Below are 16,976 nucleotides of genomic sequence, written 5' to 3'. Positions count from 1 at the left end.
ATATCAAGACAAATCTATCAAGCAAGCGACTGTGGCGATCTGTCATGGTGTGTCCCTTGCTCGCCTGAAGTTTTCCCTTGGCAGCACGGGCCTTGTCTCGATTGCTTGCCGTCCTGATAAGGCCTGTTCTTTTGAGTCCTTATCTAAAGTCATGAAATGAATCAATTTTTCGCTGGTTTTTTCTTTACGCGCCAACATGTCTATGGCGTCATGTTTGCATTGCTTTCTGCTGTCGGGTTTTCTGCCAAGGCTATTTTCGTCAAGTTGGCTTATCTGGAAGCTGTTGATGCCATTACCTTGCTGGCATTGCGCATGGCGTTCTCGGTGCCATTCTTTGTGTTGGCTATCTGGTTTGGCAACCGGGATAGCAAGAGAGAGCCCATGCAGCAAAGGGACTGGTTGGCGGTGCTGGTGCTGGGGTTTATCGGCTATTACCTTGCCAGTTTCCTGGATTTTCTTGGATTGCAATATATCAGTGCCGGCCTTGAGCGCTTGATCCTGTTTCTTTACCCTACCATGGTCGTATTGATTTCAGCCATCGTGTTCAGGCACCGGGTAGGCAAAACCGTGATGTTGGCGCTGCTGCTGAGTTATGCCGGAATTGTGTTGGTGTTTCTGCATGATTTTGGCGTGCAGCAAGAGGATGGGGTGCTGGTTGGAGGGGGGCTGGTGTTCGCAAGTGCACTGGCGTATGCGGTTTATCTGGTTGGTGCTGGGCATACCATTGCCAGGATAGGGGCCATGCGATTTACGGCTTATGCCATGACAGTGGCTTGTCTAGCGGCTTTGGTGCAGTTTGCGCTTACTCATCCTCTAGGCGGACTGATGGTGCAATCTGGTCGTGTATATGGCTTGAGCCTTGCCATGGCGCTGCTTTCAACCGTATTGCCCGCATTTACGCTCGCAGCCGCCATGCGCAGGATAGGATCCATGCAAACCTCATTGATCGGCGCTATTGGCCCGGTTGCCACTATTTATCTGGCATATTGGTTTCTTGGTGAAACCTTGTCGCTGGTCCAATTCGTTGGTTCGGTGCTGGTATTGGCAGGCGTGCTCATGATCAGTTTGCGCCGGCAAAAAAACTAGTCTTTTTGTCCCATGGTCACACGGCCATGGCCGGCAAGATCGGCTATGGTCATTATGTTGTGGTATTGGTCCTGATGCAGTATCTCGGCTACCTTGTCGGCTTGATTGTAGCCGTGCTCCATCATCAGCCATCCCTGGGGATTGAGATACCGGCGGGCGGAGGCTGAGATACGGCGTATATCAGCCAGGCCATCTGCACCAGAAGCCAGTGCCGAGAGCGGCTCAAAGCGCAGGTCGCCTTGTTGCAGGTGGATATCATCCTGCGCAATATAGGGAGGATTGCTGACGATCAGGTCAAACGACTGATTATTCAGGGCAGAAAACCAGTCGCTTTCTATAAAGCGGACATTATTGGCCCCAAGTCTGGTGCCATTGTTTTGGGCAACCACCAATGCAGGGTGCGAGCGGTCAACAGCAACGATGCTCGCATGGGGCCGCTCCAGTGCAATGCTGATGGCAACGGCACCGCTGCCAGTGCCTAGGTCCAGAATGTGAAACTCTTTCGCCTGCGGGATTTTCCCCAAGGCAACTTCCACCAGGGTCTCGGTATCCGGGCGTGGAATCAGGGTATCCGGAGTGACTGCAAACTCACGTCCGTAAAATTCACGCTGGCCCAGGATATGCGCGACAGGTTCGCCTTGCATGCGGCGCTGCAGCAGTAATTCAAAGTGGTGGCGCGTCTCTTCCCCTATGGTGTCCTCGCCATGGGCAATCAGCCATGCGGGTGAAGCGTCACCCAAGGCATGACGCAGCAGGGCGCGTATCTCGATACGGGCTTCGGGTATTTCCAGCTGCGATTCTTTTTGCAGTCGATTGAGTGCGCAGGCTGCAAGGTTGCGTATTTTTGCCATGATTATGATGTGCTGCGATGGTTGGACCAGAGGACGGCAATGATCAAGAGGTTGGAGCAGAAAATGCCCACCGCAATCCAGCTGGAGTGCTCAATGATTTCCAGGATTTCGAAAGGAAGGTACAGGCCGGCGCTGGCAATTCCCAATATTAGCGCCCAGGGCCGGCTTTTCCATAGGCCATAAGCTTCCAGCAGGCGGATGGCGGAATAGAACAGGGCGCCGAACGCGAGTGCCAGCATTCGTGGGTGTGTCAGGTTATCGCTCAGCTCCAGCAGAATGCGTGGGTACTTGCTGGCAGGATTGAGATGGAAGTGGGCAATCAATGTTTCGATATTACTTTGCCAGTTTGTGCCCAGGTTCTTGAACAGAGCCAGTGAGGCAGCCAGGACCAGCAGGGCTTTTGCCGCCTCTACCAAGGCAATACCGCGCAGGCTTGCTTGTCTGCCGTTCATGCCTGTTTCCCTATGTATGGCGACCTAGTTGTCTTCACCCAGCGTGGCAAGCAGGTCTGCCTGGTGTTCCGATGCGAGGGCATTGATCAGCTCATCCATGTCGCCTTCAGTGATTGCATCAATCTTGTATAGCGTCAGGTTGATGCGGTGGTCGGTAATACGGCCTTGCGGATAATTGTAAGTACGGATGCGTTCGGAGCGGTCGCCGGAGCCAATCAGGCTGCGGCGTTCACTCGCAATCTTGCTTTGCTGCTCATCAACTTGCTTGGCCTTGATCCGGGCTGCCAGCACTTGCATCGCTTGCGCCTTGTTCGAGTGCTGGCTACGGCCGTCCTGGCATTCCACAACAATACCGGTAGGGAAGTGAGTGATGCGTACCGCCGAGTCGGTTTTGTTGATGTGTTGGCCACCGGCACCTGAAGCGCGAAAGGTATCGATACGGATATCAGCTGGGTTGATGGTGATATCGCTCACCTCATCGACTTCGGGCAGTATGGCGACGGTGCAGGCCGAGGTGTGAATGCGTCCTTGGGTTTCCGTTTCAGGAACGCGCTGTACGCGATGGCCACCGGACTCGAACTTGAGCTTGGAGTAGGCGCCAAAGCCTTCGATCTTGGCAATGATTTCCTTGTAGCCACCTATTTCGGATTCGCTGGCGGAAACGATTTCCACTTTCCAGCGCTGGCGTTCTGCAAAACGGGAATACATGCGAAACAGGTCGCCGGCAAAGAGCGCGGATTCGTCACCGCCGGTGCCCGCGCGGATTTCCAGGAAGATATTGCGCTCATCATTGGGATCTTTGGGCAGCAATAGTTTTTGCAGTTCTTCCGCAATTGCTTCCAGCTTGTCCTTGCCGCTCTCGATTTCATCCTGGGCAAAGTCCTTCATCTCGGGGTCAGCCAGCATGGCCTGGGCTTCTTTGATGTCGGCTTCTGTTTTCTCGTATGCGCGGAACTGTTCAACGATAGGCGTGATTTCGGCATGTTCACGCGTGATCTTGCGGTAGTTGTCCATGTCGCTGGTGGCATCTTCGCTGCTCAGCAGGCGATTGAGTTCGTCCAGGCGCTCGCTCAGGGTGGCGAGCTTTTTTATCATTGAGGGTTTCATTGCTTCAAATCGTAAAAACGGCAGTTAATGTTGAATCTGGTAAAGCTGGCGCAGCATGGCTTCAAGCTGATCCCTGTCTTCTCCAGATGTCGTGTTGAGTGCATGGCTGGGGCCATGCAGCAGTTTGTTGGTCAGGGCATTGCTCAAGGCTTCCAGTACCAGGGCCGGGTTTTCACCGCGGGCGAGCAATTTTTGTGCTTTTTCCAGCTCCGACAGGCGATAGGTTTCAGCCTGCTCACGCAACGCCCGGATAGTGGGGACTGCGCTACGGGTTTTCAGCCAGTGCATGAAGTTTTCCACGCGCATATCGATAATGGCCTCTGCCTCTGCTGCAGCTTCCTGGCGGTTTTCCATGCCTTCCTGGACCACTTGCGCGAGGTCGTCGACGGTGTATAGGAATACGTCATCCAGTTCGCTGGCTTCGGCTTCAATGTCGCGAGGAACGGCTAGGTCGACCATGAACATGGGTTTGTGTTTACGGCTGCGGATTGCCCGTTCCACCATGCCCAGCCCAACTATCGGTAGCTGGCTGGCGGTGGAGGTGATGACAATGTCGAACTCGGCCAGCCGGTCGGGCAGGTCTGCCAGCAACATGCTATTGCCGCCGATTCTCAAGGCAAGGTCTTCCCCACGCTCCAGGGTACGGTTTGCCACTGTCAGTGATGCAGGGCGCTGGGCAGCAAAATGTTCGGCGCAAAGCTCTATCATTTCGCCGGCGCCTATAAACAGCACATGCTGGGAAGACAATTCGCCAAAAATCCTCTGGGCGAGGCGTGTGGCTGCTGCTGCCAGCGAGACTGAATTTGCACCAATATTGGTGTTAGTACGTACTTCCTTCGCAACGGAGAAGGTACGCTGGAAAAGTTTATGCAGCAGCGTGCCCAGGGTGCCGGCGTTTTCAGCAATGCGCACGGCCTGTTTCATTTGTCCCAGGATCTGCGCTTCTCCTAGCACCATGGAGTCCAGGCCAGAGGCCACGCGGAAAGCGTGCTTGACTGCGTCCTGCTGCGGCAGGGTGTACATATAGGGTTCTATAGCCTGGGGTTGCAGGCGATGGTAGTGTGCCAGCCAGTTCAGGGCCTTTTGGGGGTTGTCAGTGTTGCAGTAAAGTTCGGTGCGATTGCAGGTAGAGAGGATGGCGGCTTCATTGATGCCGAATGAGTTCAGGTCACGCAAGGCAACGCCGAGATGCTCGTTTTGGAAAGCGACATTCTCACGTATGGAAATCGGTGCGGTCGTGTGGTTCACGCCGACTGTAAATAAATGCATCCTGCAATTTTCCTGTATCGCGGCAACTTAAGCAACAATTTCAAGTCATTAAGCCGTTGATTCTGCATGGCAGGCCGCTATCATACTCCGTTTGAGCCAAAGCGTAAGCTTGGGATTCAATCTTGCCAAGAGGCCTGTGCCGCTATATAAATGCGGTTTTTATCGGGATTTTTGCAACATATCCCTTGTACAAAGTGCTTTGCACGGTTTTTCGGTTAAAATACTCATTTTTTACGCTATCACGACCCAATATCATGGCTAAACCATTCAGAATTGCTCCCAGTATCCTTTCCGCCAACTTTGCCAAGCTAGGACAGGAAATTACCGATGTCATCACGTCTGGCGCTGATATCGTTCACTTTGACGTAATGGATAACCATTATGTTCCCAACCTGACCATTGGACCTCTGGTCTGTGAAGCAATTCGCCCAGTGACTGATGCAATTATTGATGTGCATCTGATGGTGAAGCCAGTGGATCGCATCATTCCTGACTTTGCCAAGGCTGGCGCCAACATCATTACCTTCCATCCTGAAGCTTCTGATCATATTGACCGCAGCCTTTCCCTGGTGCGCGAGCACGGCTGTAAATCGGGCCTGGTGTTCAATCCGGCAACACCACTGAGTTATCTGGATTACGTCATGGACAAGGTGGACATGGTGTTGTTGATGTCGGTCAACCCTGGTTTTGGCGGTCAGAAATTCATTCCAGGCACGTTGGACAAGCTGCGCGAGGCACGTGCCCGCATTGATGCCTATACTGAAAAAACCGGCCGTGAGATCTGGCTGGAAATCGATGGCGGTGTCAACCCATCCAATATTGCTGACATTGCCCGCGCTGGTGCTGATACCTTCGTGGCAGGCTCTGCTGTGTTCGGTGCTGGCAAGGATACCGATCCTAACCGTTACGACACAGTGATCAATGCATTGCGTGCCGAGCTGGCAAAAGTCTAGGCCCTGCAATGAATCCCCGGATCCTGAACAATCCAAATAGCTGGCGATGGTGGCGCTGATGTAGCCACCCTTCTGGCAAGGTCAATGCCAGCGTCATCTTAATATTCAGGATCCGGGAGTCTGTATGTTGCAAACCATCAATCAACAAGAGTTTGATGCCCTCGCGAGTGAGGGTTTCAATCGTATTCCGCTGGTCGTAGAAACCTTTGCCGACCTTGATACCCCACTTTCGCTTTACCTGAAACTAGCCAACCAGCCTTACTCTTATCTATTGGAGTCGGTGCAGGGTGGTGAACGTTTTGGGCGCTATTCCATCATTGGCCTGCCAGCCAGGACGCGGATTGAAGTTCGTGGCCGCAAGCTGAAAGTACTGAAGGATGGCAGCGTCATAGAAGAAGCGGTTGATGACAGCAATCCGCTGGATTTCATACAGCAATACCAGGCGCGTTTTCGCATTCCACCCTATCAGGGCTTGCCGCGGTTTACCGGGGGGCTGGCTGGTTATTTCGGCTATGACACCATACGTTATATAGAACGCCGTCTTGCGAATACCGTCAAACCAGATGCGCTGGGTGTGCCGGATATACTGTTAATGGTATCCGAAGAGCTGGCCGTGGTTGATAACCTGTCCGGCAAGCTTTACTTCATTGTGTACGCTGATCCTGCGCAACCGAATGCTTATGTGGATGGCCTCGCCCGCTTGCATGAACTAGTACGCCGCCTGCGCCAATCGGTACAGATCCCCGATGCGCAAGCCATGGATGCAACAGAGGCGGGATCGGAGTTCGGTGAAGGCAGCTTCAAAAATGCTGTGGCGCAGTCCAAGCAGTATATTTTTGATGGCGACATCATGCAGGTGGTGTTGTCGCAACGTATGGCCAAGCCCTTCAGCGCTCCGCCACTTTCCCTGTACCGCGCATTGCGCAGCCTGAACCCGTCACCCTATATGTTCTACTATGATATGGGGGACCATTATGTGGTTGGCGCGTCGCCTGAGATTCTGGTTAGGCTTGAGGATGATACCGTGACATCGCGCCCAATTGCGGGCACCCGCCCTCGTGGCAAGACCCGCGAGGAAGATATAGCGTTGGCGGAAGAGCTGCTTGCCGACCCGAAGGAAATAGCTGAACATGTACAGTTGATGGACCTGGGGCGCAATGATGTGGGCCGCGTGGCCGAGGTCGGTAGTGTACGTGTTACTGATAATATGCTGATAGAGCGTTATTCACACGTGATGCATATTGTCTCCAATGTCGAGGGCAAGCTAAAGCCTGGCATGAGTGCAATCGATGTACTCAAGGCAACTTTTCCTGCCGGCACCTTGAGTGGTGCTCCTAAGGTAAGGGCGATGGAAATCATAGATGAGCTGGAGCCGAGTAAGCGCGGTATCTATGGTGGAGCCGTCGGCTATCTTGGTTTTAATGGCGATATGGATCTGGCCATTGCGATCCGTACCGGTGTGATCAAGGATGGCATGCTCTATTCCCAGGCAGGGGCCGGCATTGTTGCTGACTCCGTGCCTGAAAACGAATGGATGGAAACTCAAAACAAGGCGCGAGCGGTGCTGCGCGCCGCAGAAATGGTGCAATCAGGGCTCGATAACAGCGAGGATTGAGCATGACCATAGGGACAAGCCGGCAATTAAGCCGGCTTATTATTCTGACGCTGGCCTACCTTGCAGTTGGCAAAGTGCTGCAATATTTGCCATTTGTCATGTCTCATATTGTACTGCTCTGGCTTCCATCGGGCATTGCCGTGGCTGCGCTCATGCGCTGGGGCATGCGATATTGGCCTGCTATTCTTGCGGGCGCATTCCTTGATTGTTACTTTTATCTCCAGACTTCATTGGATGGCGGTGATCCAGTCCTGCCTGTAGTCGTGGCGGTTGCCAATACTTTAGGTCCTGTCTTGGTTACCTTGATACTCAGACGGACTTTCTTCCATACTTCATTGAACAGAATACGGGATATTCCGCTGATGGTGGCGGCAGCGGCTATCGGCATGCTGGTGTCCGCCACAGGTGGAGTTGCAGGATTGCAGTATGCCGGCATGTTGGAGGCAGGGATGTTCTGGCGTGCACTCCTTTTATGGTGGACGGCAGATGTAATGGGAATATTGATGTTGCTTCCGTTATTGCTCAATGTCTCCCGGCAGGAATTGGCGGCACTCTGGAAACAGCGCAGGCGCTACCTTGGGTTTGCGTTGATGGTATTTATCCTTGAATGGCTGATTTTCCAGTATATCGCTGATTATACCGATCAATACATGGTGCTGGCATTTCTGGTGCTGCCCTTCGTTGTGCTGGTCGCAATGCGAGTAGGAGTGACCGGCGCATCCTTTATAGTGTTGATACTGTCCTTGATAGCGCTCAGCTCGATAGTGGATATCCAACCAAGCTCCACCACGGAGCTTGAGTATCAGCCAGCATGGGCGTTGTGGGTATTTATGAGCACATTGTCATTGGTGGTGTTACTCATTACTGCATTGCAATCTTCGCGGGAAACCTCCGACAAGGCTTTGCGTAGCAGCGAGACCAAGTTACGGGCGGTGGTGGACAATGCGCAGGACGGGATTGTGAGCATCGACGACAAAGGCCGTTTGGTGGAGTTCAACCAGGCAGCCGAGCGCATGTTTGGATATAGCCGTGCAGAAGTAATCGGTCAACCCATGGTGGATAAAATTATTCCGCCATCCTTGCGAGAGGCTCATTTACGGGCGCACAAGAAGTTTATCGATACCAATAAGGCGACCATGTTTGATCGCCGGCTTGAGCTTACTGGAATGCGGTCTGACGGCACAGAATTTCCGGTTGAACTGACGATTACTTCACTCATGGATAAAGGTGTGCCGCTGGTTACCGGCTTTTTCCGTGATTTGACCGAGCGCAGAAAGGTGGAGCAGGAAATCCGCAACCTGGCGTTCTTTGATGTGCTTACCGGCCTGCCTAACCGGCGCCTGCTTATAGATCGCCTGCACCAGGCTATAGCGTCCAGCATCCGGGATTACAAACATGGAGCAGTCATATTTATTGACCTGGATGATTTCAAGGCATTGAATGATTCGCGCGGCCATGATGTGGGAGATCTGCTGCTGGTTGAGGTTGCCAGCCGTTTGCGGGATTGCGTGCGGGCTGAAGATACAGTCGCACGTCTTGGCGGGGACGAGTTTGTGATCATCCTGGAGGATTTGAGCTCGGATATGGAGCAGGCGCTGGTACAGACCAGGCAGGTTGCCAACAAGATACTGGAGGCAGTGAACCAGCCCTATCATCTGGGTGAAATTGAACACCACAATTCGTCGAGTATGGGAATTGCGTTGTTTACTGGTAATTTTGTCAGCATAGAAGAGCTCCTCAAGCGCTCAGACACTGCGATGTACCAAGCCAAGGCAGCAGGACGCAATACACTGAGGTTTTTTGACCCAGCCATGCAGGCCGCTCTTGAAAAGCGCGTGGATCTTGAGCTGCAATTAAGATTGGCACTGGTGCAGGAACAATTGCGCATGTATTGCCAGGTGCAAGTGGATGCAGATCGGCGTGCCTTTGGCGCCGAAGTGTTGCTCAGGTGGCAGCATCCAGAGCATGGATTGTTGCCTCCCAACGAGTTTGTCGGCATTGCCGAGGATAGCGGCCTGATCGTTTCTATCGGGCGCTGGGTGCTTTATAGCGCATGCCATCAATTGAAACTGTGGGAAGGCCATCCTGGGCTGGATGGCTTGCAGTTGGCAGTCAATGTGAGTGCACGGCAATTCCGGCAAGCAGATTTTGTGGATGATGTGCTCAAGGTACTGGAGAAAACAGGTGCCAATCCCTCATTGCTAAAGCTTGAGCTCACTGAGAGCGTGGTGCTGGACAATATTGCAGATGCAGTTGAAAAAATGAATGCATTACGCGAGATCGGCGTGCGTTTCGCCATGGATGATTTTGGCACCGGGTATTCATCGCTGGCCTATCTCAAGCAATTGCCCCTGTCGCAGGTAAAGATCGACCGGTCTTTTGTCCGGGATATTGCGGAAGATCCAAGTGATGCTGCGATTGTGCAGGCCATTATCGCCATGAGCAATACCTTGGGCCTGAATGTGATTGCCGAAGGAGTTGAAAGTGAAGCGCAGATGGCACTGCTCAATGAGTATGGCTGCCGCTATTTCCAGGGGTACCTGTTTTCCAGGCCGTTGCACATGAAAGAGTTTGAGCGGGTGTTGGAAGAGAATGGGCTTTTGTTTATAGAAAATTCCAGCCAGAATGACGGGCTGGCTTGAATGCAAGATGACGAAGGAAGCAGAACATGCTGTTAATGCTGGATAATTACGACTCTTTTACTTATAACCTGGTGCAGTATCTGGGTGAGTTGGGGCAGGAAGTGCAGGTGTACCGTAACGATGAAATCAGTTTAGAACAGGTGGCTACGCTTAATCCTGACCATATCGTGATTTCACCTGGGCCATGTACACCGAACGAGGCAGGTATCTCTGTGCCACTCATACATGAGTTCGCTGGCAAGATTCCCATTCTTGGCGTGTGCCTGGGACATCAAAGCATAGGCCAGGCATTTGGCGGAAATATCGTGCATGCCAAGCAATTGATGCATGGCAAAACTTCCCAGATTCATCATGCGAATGTCGGGGTGTTCAAGGATTTGCCTAATCCTTACACCGCAACCCGCTATCACTCCTTGGTCATTGAGCGTGAAACTATCCCGGACTGCCTGGAGATCACGGCCTGGACAGAGGATGGGGAGATCATGGGCGTACGTCACAAGAGCCTGCCTATAGAGGGTGTGCAGTTTCATCCAGAATCCATCCTGACCCAATATGGGCACGAGCTTTTGAACAATTTCCTGAAAGCGTATTAATGAGCATCACGCCAAAAACTGCCCTGCAGAAATTGATAGATCATGTCGATTTTTCGCATGAAGAAATGTTGGATGTGATGCAGCAGATCATGGGTGGCACATTCACTCCAGTACAGATTGCAGGTTTTCTTGCAGGGTTGCGTGTGAAAGGGGAAACCGTCACTGAGATAGCGGCCGCCGCTCAGGTCATGCGTGAGCTTTCCACCAAGGTGGTAGTGGCAGACGGGGCGCACCTGATCGATACCTGTGGTACCGGTGGAGCTGCCAATAAGGCTTTCAATGTATCCACGGCTTCAGCGTTTGTGGCTGCCGGTGCGGGGGCGAGGATAGCAAAGCATGGCGGTCGGGCAGCTTCATCCAAAACGGGATCCGCTGATGTGCTGGAGGCATTGGGCGTGAACATAGGCCTGGGTCCGGAACAGGTTGCCCGGTGTGTTAACGAAGCTGGTATCGGCTTCATGTTTGCCCCCAATCATCATAGTGCCATGAGGTATGCTGCTCCTGTACGGCGTGAGCTGGGGGTGCGCACATTGTTCAATCTGTTGGGGCCGCTGACCAATCCCGCCGGAGCAAAACGCCAGGTCATGGGGGTGTTTCACAAGGATCTGGTGAGTTTGCTGGCGTTAACGCTCAAACAGTTAGGCAGCCAGCATGTAATGGTGGTGCATAGTGCAGATGAGATGGACGAGATATCTTTTGCGGCCGATACGTATGTTGCTGAACTCAAGGATGGCGAGGTGCATGAGTACGTACTCAATCCTGGGCAGTTCGGCATGCCGTTGCATGATATCAATAGCATACATGTGGAAAATGCGCAGGAGTCCAGCGAGATCATCTGTAGTGTGTTTACGGGAGAGAAAGGTCCGGCCCGCGATATTGTCCTGTTGAATGCAGGTGCTGCCATCTATGTTTCCGGACTGGCATCCGACCTCAAGGCCGGGATTGAAAAGGCTGCCCAGTCCCTGGATTCCGGTGCCGCTTCGGCTAAACTTGAGCGTTTGAAGGTGCTGAGCCAGCAATTATGATCCGGTTGTTTCTGGTTATCGCGATAGCGCTGGTTTATACCGGCTATCATTTCAGTACCCAGCAGGAAAGTGAAGCTGCATTACCAGGCAGTGAACATGTGATTGTGCTCAAGCAGCCTTCAGCTGCGGATGCGCGTATCCAACAGGCATTTGACCAGCATGAGAACGGGGTACAGGTGCAGTCACGAGGCTTGGTGGCCAAGGTATTGCCGGATGACGAGCAAGGTGCAAGGCATCAGCGTTTTATCTTGAAACTGAATAACGACATGACCTTGCTGGTGGCCCATAATATTGATCTTGCACCACGGATTTCCGGCCTCAAGGTTGGGGATGAAGTGGATTTTTATGGCGTTTATGAATGGGGCCATAAAGGTGGTGTCATACACTGGACCCACCATGATCCACAAGGCCGCCATACTGGCGGTTGGCTGCGTCACAATGAACGTGTATACCAATAAGCCGTTGGCTTTAATCTCAGGATGATCTACAGAACCATGTCCGATATTCTCAACAAGATACTTGATGTCAAACAGGTGGAAGTCAGTACCGCAAAGGCGGCCAGGCCGTTAGCCTTATTGCAGGAGGAGATTGAACAAAATGCATCTCCTCGCCCTTTTCTTGGCGCGATACGCCGCAAGATTGCAGCTGGTCAAGCGGCTGTTATTGCGGAAATCAAGAAGGCGAGCCCTTCCAAGGGCATTATCCGCGAGGATTTCCAGCCGGCAGCGATTGCTGCCAGCTATGCGCAGCACGGCGCAGCTTGTCTTTCCGTGCTGACCGATGAGCAGTTTTTCCAGGGCCGTACTGAATACCTCAAACAGGCACGTGCAGCCTGTGATATCCCGGTATTGCGCAAGGATTTCATGATAGATCCTTACCAAGTTTACGAAGCACGCGCCATGGGGGCAGACTGTATCCTGCTGATCGCGGCAGCCATAGATCTGCCACGCATGCGTGAATTGGAAGCCATCGCACATGACCTGGGTATGAGCGTGCTGGTGGAAGTGCATAATGGAGAAGAGCTGGATATTGCCTTGCAGCTGGAGACTGATCTGCTGGGCATTAACAACCGTAACCTGCGCACCTTTGATGTGACGCTGGATACAACGCTGGGCTTGCTTGATCGCATTCCACCAGGCAAGACCGTCATTACTGAATCCGGTATTTTTACACCTGAGGATGTTGCATTGATGCGTAGCCATGGGGTACATACCTTCCTGGTAGGCGAGGCATTCATGCGCCAGCCTGATCCGGGCATCGAGTTGGCCAAAGTATTTGCATAAGGAATTGTCATGACCGATCACAATCGCCAGTTTCTTGCCATCCGCCCCCGTCGGATGAGGCGGGATGATTTCTCGCGGCGCTTGATGCGTGAGCACGTACTCACCAGTAATGACCTGATCTATCCAGTGTTCGTGCTGGAGGGAGAAAGCCGTGCTGAGGAAGTTGCATCCATGCCTGGCGTACAGCGTCAGAGCATAGACAACCTGCTGGAAACCGCAGGCGAGTGTGTGGCGCTAGGTATTCCCGCCTTGGCATTGTTCCCGGTGGTGGATCAGCAGTACAAAAGCCTTGATGCTGATGAAGCATGGAATCCGAAAGGCTTGGTGCCGCGCGCGGTGCGTGCTTTGAAGGCTGCATTTCCGGAGCTGGGGATCATTACCGATGTGGCGCTGGATCCTTATACCACGCATGGCCAGGATGGTGTGATCGATGATACCGGTTATGTGCTCAATGATGAAACTGTGGCCATATTGGTCAAGCAGGCGATCTGCCATGCAGAGGCAGGTTCAGATGTGGTGGCACCTTCAGACATGATGGATGGCCGAATAGGGGCAATACGGGATGCGCTGGAAGAAGCAGGGCATATTTATACCCGCATCCTGGCGTATTCTGCCAAATACGCTTCGGCTTTCTACGGTCCTTTCCGCGATGCTGTCGGTTCCTCAGCCAATCTTGGCAAGAGCAATAAGTACAACTACCAGATGGATCCGGGCAATAGTGACGAGGCCTTGCGTGAAGTCGCGCTGGACCTGGAAGAAGGCGCTGACATGGTGATGGTGAAGCCGGGCATGCCTTATCTTGATATCGTACGCCGCGTAAAGCAGGAATTTGGCGTGCCGACTTATGCTTACCATGTCAGCGGTGAGTATGCGATGCTGAAAGCCGCTGCGCTCAATGGCTGGCTGGATGAACGGGCGGTGGTGCTGGAGGCCATGCTGGGGTTTAAGCGAGCAGGTGCGGACGGCATCCTGACTTATTATGCGATGGATATTGCCAGGTGGCTGAAGGAAGGCCAGCAATAATAGCCTTATCCAGCGGGGCTGCCTGATACTGAAAGATTGATCAGGCCCTGCAGGGTTTCAATATTTGCCTTGGTGGCATTGCTGCCGTTGACAGGGCTCTTGGTCGGGATACGCATGTCATCGACCTCGAACACACTAAGTCTGATCATGCCGTTTGGGCCATCAAGGGTAAATACGGGTACTTTTTTTCTATCCGTGCTGCGCCTATCGCTGACCCGGTAGGATTTCTCATCAGTTTCATACGGGATCTGCTGGTTGAGCAGATACATTTCCACTTCTTTCAGGCTATCCGCAAACAGGTGAATGTGGGTCTCCGCATATTTTCCGGCAGTCCCATCCAGTACTGCCCCGGTCAGGTGAGGATTGAAGCGCTGGAGCAGCTGCATCACGACCAGTGCATCCTTGCGTAATTGCAACAATGCCTCAGGTTGCTCCTCACTGCTGTATATGTCGTGGTACAGCCTGATTTCTTCTTCAATTTCACTATTGGTCGGCATGCAGTGCGCATCCGTCACGCCTAACTGGCGCCCTGCCTTACGCTTGGCATAGGCATAATCTGAGATACCCTCTTCCGCCATCATGCGCGCAGCCTGTTGTGTAATCAGCTGGCGCAACTGGGATTGGCGATTGCCATTTTCTTTTGCCATGATGCAAACGCCTCATTATTCAATCTTGTCAGAACAATTGGTCGGCGCGAGGCGGCGTATTGTCCTGTTTCTCTGTCGGGATGGGCTGGCCATGGCCCGGGATCGGGAATCCTGGAATCAGCGAAGGAGTTTCCTCCGCATCCGGCGGCGGGAACTCATGGTAGAAATATTCCACCATGCTGTGCTCACCTGTGGCACGCCTGCCTGTCGCAGGATCTATCAGCACCGGTGTCACTCCTGTTGGAGCTTCCAGCGGAACATCGGGAATGCCTCGCAGAGCGGAGCTCATATAGTCAATCCAGATTGGCAGAGCAGCCTTGCCGCCGGTTTCAACATTGCCGAGCGACTTGGGTTTATCGAACCCCATCCAGACAATAGCGACCTGTTTTGGGTTGAAACCAGCAAACCAGGCATCAATCTGGTTGTTGGTGGTGCCGGTCTTGCCCGCGAGATCGGATCGGCCAAGCTGTCTGGCTTTGGTGGCAGTGCCTATGCGTACCACATCCTGCAGCATTGAGGTCATGATGAAGGCATTGCGCCCATCAATCACGCGGGGCGCATCCCGGCCGGCCAGCTGGGGCTTGGATTGCTCCAGCACCTTGCCGCGACTGTCGACAATTTTGGCAATGATGTAAGGCTTGACGCGATACCCGCCATTGGCAAATACGGAATAAGCCCCTGCCATCTGCCAAGCTGTGACTGAGCCTGAGCCAAGGGCCATCGCCAGGTAAGGCGGGTGATCCTTGGGCGAAAAGCCGAAGCGGGTGATGTAATCCTGTGCATAGTTGACGCCTATGCCTTCAAGAATACGGATGGAAACCATGTTCTTGGACTTGGTGAGAGCGGTGCGCATGCGCATGGGGCCATCGTACTTGCGATCATAGTTCTTGGGCTCCCAGGCTGAGCCACTGCCGGTTTCTCGCGCGGAAATCGAGATTGGCTCATCCTCTATCATGCTTGCGGGCGTGAAGCCTTTTTCCAGGGATGCCGAATAAATAAAGGGTTTGAAACTGGAACCCGGTTGGCGCCAGGCCTGTGTCACATGGTTGAACTTGTTGCGGTTGAAGTCAAAGCCGCCAACCAGGGCGCGGACGGCCCCATTTTCTGGATCCACGGCCACAAGCCCTGATTCTACTTGCGGCAGTTGCACAATATGCCAGGCCTCTCCCTGGCGCATGATTCGAATGACGGCACCAGGCTTGATCACGTGTTTGGCCGGATCTTTTTCTGACAGCAGCTTTTGGATAGCAGCCAGACCGTCGCCATTGATATCGATATTGGCACCATTCTTGGTGTAAACGCTGACCGTTTTTGCACTGGCCTGGGTAACCACTGCGGGAATCATGCCTTGGAACTCCTCAGTGTCGTCCAGAGCGCTGTCTAGCCAGTTGCTGCCATTATCAGGTGCAACGCCTGGTTTGACCATTTTTTCCGGGCCACGGTAACCATGGCGCCTGTCGTAATCAATAATGCCTTGCAGGACTGCGCGGTTGGCCGCTTCCTGGTTGCTTTGGCGGATAGTGGTATAGATTTTCAGGCCGCTGCTGTAGATATCGTCCTTATAGCGTTCGTACATGGCCTGGCGGACGATTTCTGCCACATAGTCTGCAGATAGATCACGTATCTTGCGGGACTTGCGGAAACGGTGAGGTTCCTCAAGGGCGGCCAGGTATTGCTTTTCCTCAATAAAATGCAGGTCCTTCATGCGGCGCAACACATAACGTTGGCGTGCCTCCGCCCGTTTTGGGTTGGCAAACGGGTTATAGCGGGATGGTGCTTTGGGCAAGCCTGCCAGCATTGCCACTTCGGCTATGCTCAATTGATCCAGAGGCTTGCCGTAATAGACTTGTGATGCGGCGGCAAAACCATAGGAGCGCTGGCCCAGATAAATCTGGTTGATATACAGCTCAAGAATCTGGTCCTTGGTCAGGCTGTGCTCGATCTTGATCGAGAGCAGGGCTTCGCTGAGCTTGCGGGTGGCGGTTTTCTCGCTGGACAGGAAAAAGTTGCGCGCCACTTGCATGGTGATCGTGCTTGCGCCTTCCTTGAAACTACCGGAAGTGACATTGGAAATCGCCGCCCTCAGTATGCCGAGGGTATCGACACCGCCATGCTGGTAGAAACGTTCATCTTCGGCGGCAAGAATGGCTTCTTTCAGTTTCTTGGGCACGGCATCAATGCTGATGAAGGCACGTCTTTCCTCTCCGAACTCGCCGATCAGCTGACCGTCTTCGGAGTAGACCCGCATGGGAACTTTGGGCTTGTAGTCGGTAAGGGCTTCTAGTGAGGGAAGTTCGGGGTAGATCAGCGTGGCGGCCAGGCCTACAAGTGCAGTTACCACCAATCCCAGGATCAGCCCGGTCAGGATCAGGAACTGCCACCATTTTTTAGGAAGCATTGGTAGGGTTCAGTATTGGAAACAGACGACGT

At 53.2% G+C, this 16,976-nt stretch carries 15 protein-coding genes; 9 read left to right on the top strand and 6 right to left on the bottom strand.

The window, feature by feature from the left end; translation table 11 throughout:
- The first annotated feature begins 156 nt into the window (after positions 1 to 156).
- Positions 157 to 1,086, top strand: coding sequence for a DMT family transporter (locus LG200_RS12270; RefSeq protein ID WP_226757914.1), 930 nt, complete (start codon positions 157 to 159; stop codon positions 1,084 to 1,086).
- Here LG200_RS12270 and prmC read toward each other — a convergent pair.
- Genes prmC through hemA form a run of 4 tightly spaced genes read right to left on the bottom strand, consistent with a single transcriptional unit; the run spans position 1,083 to position 4,765 of the window.
- Entirely contained in the window at positions 1,083 to 1,937 is an 855-nt protein-coding gene (gene prmC / locus LG200_RS12265) for a peptide chain release factor N(5)-glutamine methyltransferase (RefSeq protein ID WP_226757913.1), read from the bottom strand. The genes LG200_RS12270 and prmC overlap by 4 nt on opposite strands.
- A 2-nt stretch (positions 1,938 to 1,939) precedes the next feature.
- Entirely contained in the window at positions 1,940 to 2,389 is a 450-nt protein-coding gene (locus tag LG200_RS12260; RefSeq protein WP_226757912.1) for a DUF2127 domain-containing protein, read from the bottom strand.
- A 24-nt stretch (positions 2,390 to 2,413) separates the two neighbouring features.
- A complete protein-coding gene (gene prfA, locus LG200_RS12255; RefSeq protein WP_226757911.1) occupies positions 2,414 to 3,496 on the bottom strand; it encodes a peptide chain release factor 1 in 1,083 nt (360 codons plus the stop codon).
- Positions 3,497 to 3,520: 24 nt separating this feature from the next.
- Positions 3,521 to 4,765 carry a glutamyl-tRNA reductase gene (gene hemA / locus LG200_RS12250; protein ID WP_226757910.1) on the bottom strand — a complete coding sequence of 415 codons (1,245 nt, stop codon included), beginning with the start codon at positions 4,763 to 4,765 and terminating at the stop codon, positions 3,521 to 3,523.
- 254 nt (positions 4,766 to 5,019) lie between these two features.
- Between hemA and rpe the strand changes: the two genes are divergently transcribed.
- The 8 genes from rpe (at position 5,020) to hemB (ending at position 13,899) form a co-directional block, all read left to right on the top strand.
- A complete protein-coding gene (gene rpe / locus LG200_RS12245) occupies positions 5,020 to 5,718 on the top strand; it encodes a ribulose-phosphate 3-epimerase (RefSeq protein ID WP_226757909.1) in 699 nt (232 codons plus the stop codon).
- Between the two features lie 124 nt (positions 5,719 to 5,842).
- Positions 5,843 to 7,333, top strand: a complete 1,491-nt coding sequence (gene trpE / locus LG200_RS12240; protein ID WP_226757908.1) for an anthranilate synthase component I — start codon at positions 5,843 to 5,845, stop codon at positions 7,331 to 7,333.
- 2 nt (positions 7,334 to 7,335) lie between these two features.
- Positions 7,336 to 9,975, top strand: coding sequence for a bifunctional diguanylate cyclase/phosphodiesterase (locus LG200_RS12235; RefSeq protein ID WP_226757907.1), 2,640 nt, complete (start codon positions 7,336 to 7,338; stop codon positions 9,973 to 9,975).
- A 26-nt stretch (positions 9,976 to 10,001) separates the two neighbouring features.
- Entirely contained in the window at positions 10,002 to 10,568 is a 567-nt protein-coding gene (gene pabA / locus LG200_RS12230; RefSeq protein ID WP_226757906.1) for an aminodeoxychorismate/anthranilate synthase component II, read from the top strand.
- On the top strand, positions 10,568 to 11,593 hold the full coding sequence (trpD, locus tag LG200_RS12225; protein ID WP_226757905.1) for an anthranilate phosphoribosyltransferase: 1,026 nt from the start codon (positions 10,568 to 10,570) through the stop codon (positions 11,591 to 11,593). The genes pabA and trpD overlap by 1 nt, the downstream gene beginning before the upstream one ends.
- Positions 11,590 to 12,051, top strand: coding sequence for a DUF3465 domain-containing protein (locus LG200_RS12220; protein WP_226757904.1), 462 nt, complete (start codon positions 11,590 to 11,592; stop codon positions 12,049 to 12,051). Before trpD ends, LG200_RS12220 begins: the two co-directional genes overlap by 4 nt.
- A gap of 36 nt (positions 12,052 to 12,087) precedes the next feature.
- A complete protein-coding gene (gene trpC, locus LG200_RS12215) occupies positions 12,088 to 12,876 on the top strand; it encodes an indole-3-glycerol phosphate synthase TrpC (RefSeq protein WP_226757903.1) in 789 nt (262 codons plus the stop codon).
- Between the two features lie 9 nt (positions 12,877 to 12,885).
- Positions 12,886 to 13,899, top strand: a complete 1,014-nt coding sequence (gene hemB, locus LG200_RS12210; RefSeq protein ID WP_226757902.1) for a porphobilinogen synthase — start codon at positions 12,886 to 12,888, stop codon at positions 13,897 to 13,899.
- Between the two features lie 5 nt (positions 13,900 to 13,904).
- Here hemB and LG200_RS12205 read toward each other — a convergent pair whose 3' ends face one another.
- Both LG200_RS12205 and LG200_RS12200 read right to left on the bottom strand, forming a co-directional pair.
- A complete protein-coding gene (locus tag LG200_RS12205) occupies positions 13,905 to 14,546 on the bottom strand; it encodes a hypothetical protein (RefSeq protein ID WP_226757901.1) in 642 nt (213 codons plus the stop codon).
- A gap of 28 nt (positions 14,547 to 14,574) precedes the next feature.
- Positions 14,575 to 16,944 carry a penicillin-binding protein 1A gene (locus tag LG200_RS12200; protein WP_226757900.1) on the bottom strand — a complete coding sequence of 790 codons (2,370 nt, stop codon included), beginning with the start codon at positions 16,942 to 16,944 and terminating at the stop codon, positions 14,575 to 14,577.
- Positions 16,945 to 16,976: the final 32 nt, after the last annotated feature.

It is taken from the genome of Methylobacillus caricis (assembly GCF_020532705.1).
GTDB lineage: Bacteria > Pseudomonadota > Gammaproteobacteria > Burkholderiales > Methylophilaceae > Methylobacillus > Methylobacillus caricis.
Note: the sequence above shows the minus strand (reverse complement) of the source record. Positions and strands in the feature narration are given on the sequence as shown.

Bases quoted from the DNA above. Each gene is read 5' to 3' on its own strand.
- LG200_RS12270 (WP_226757914.1), top strand. From the start codon at position 157: ATGAATCAATTTTTCGCTGGTTTTTTCTTTACGCGCCAACATGTCTAT.
- prmC (WP_226757913.1), bottom strand. From the start codon at position 1,937: ATGGCAAAAATACGCAACCTTGCAGCCTGCGCACTCAATCGACTGCAA.
- LG200_RS12260 (WP_226757912.1), bottom strand. From the start codon at position 2,389: ATGAACGGCAGACAAGCAAGCCTGCGCGGTATTGCCTTGGTAGAGGCG.
- prfA (WP_226757911.1), bottom strand. From the start codon at position 3,496: ATGAAACCCTCAATGATAAAAAAGCTCGCCACCCTGAGCGAGCGCCTG.
- hemA (WP_226757910.1), bottom strand. From the start codon at position 4,765: ATGCATTTATTTACAGTCGGCGTGAACCACACGACCGCACCGATTTCC.
- rpe (WP_226757909.1), top strand. From the start codon at position 5,020: ATGGCTAAACCATTCAGAATTGCTCCCAGTATCCTTTCCGCCAACTTT.
- trpE (WP_226757908.1), top strand. From the start codon at position 5,843: ATGTTGCAAACCATCAATCAACAAGAGTTTGATGCCCTCGCGAGTGAG.
- LG200_RS12235 (WP_226757907.1), top strand. From the start codon at position 7,336: ATGACCATAGGGACAAGCCGGCAATTAAGCCGGCTTATTATTCTGACG.
- pabA (WP_226757906.1), top strand. From the start codon at position 10,002: ATGCTGTTAATGCTGGATAATTACGACTCTTTTACTTATAACCTGGTG.
- trpD (WP_226757905.1), top strand. From the start codon at position 10,568: ATGAGCATCACGCCAAAAACTGCCCTGCAGAAATTGATAGATCATGTC.
- LG200_RS12220 (WP_226757904.1), top strand. From the start codon at position 11,590: ATGATCCGGTTGTTTCTGGTTATCGCGATAGCGCTGGTTTATACCGGC.
- trpC (WP_226757903.1), top strand. From the start codon at position 12,088: ATGTCCGATATTCTCAACAAGATACTTGATGTCAAACAGGTGGAAGTC.
- hemB (WP_226757902.1), top strand. From the start codon at position 12,886: ATGACCGATCACAATCGCCAGTTTCTTGCCATCCGCCCCCGTCGGATG.
- LG200_RS12205 (WP_226757901.1), bottom strand. From the start codon at position 14,546: ATGGCAAAAGAAAATGGCAATCGCCAATCCCAGTTGCGCCAGCTGATT.
- LG200_RS12200 (WP_226757900.1), bottom strand. From the start codon at position 16,944: ATGCTTCCTAAAAAATGGTGGCAGTTCCTGATCCTGACCGGGCTGATC.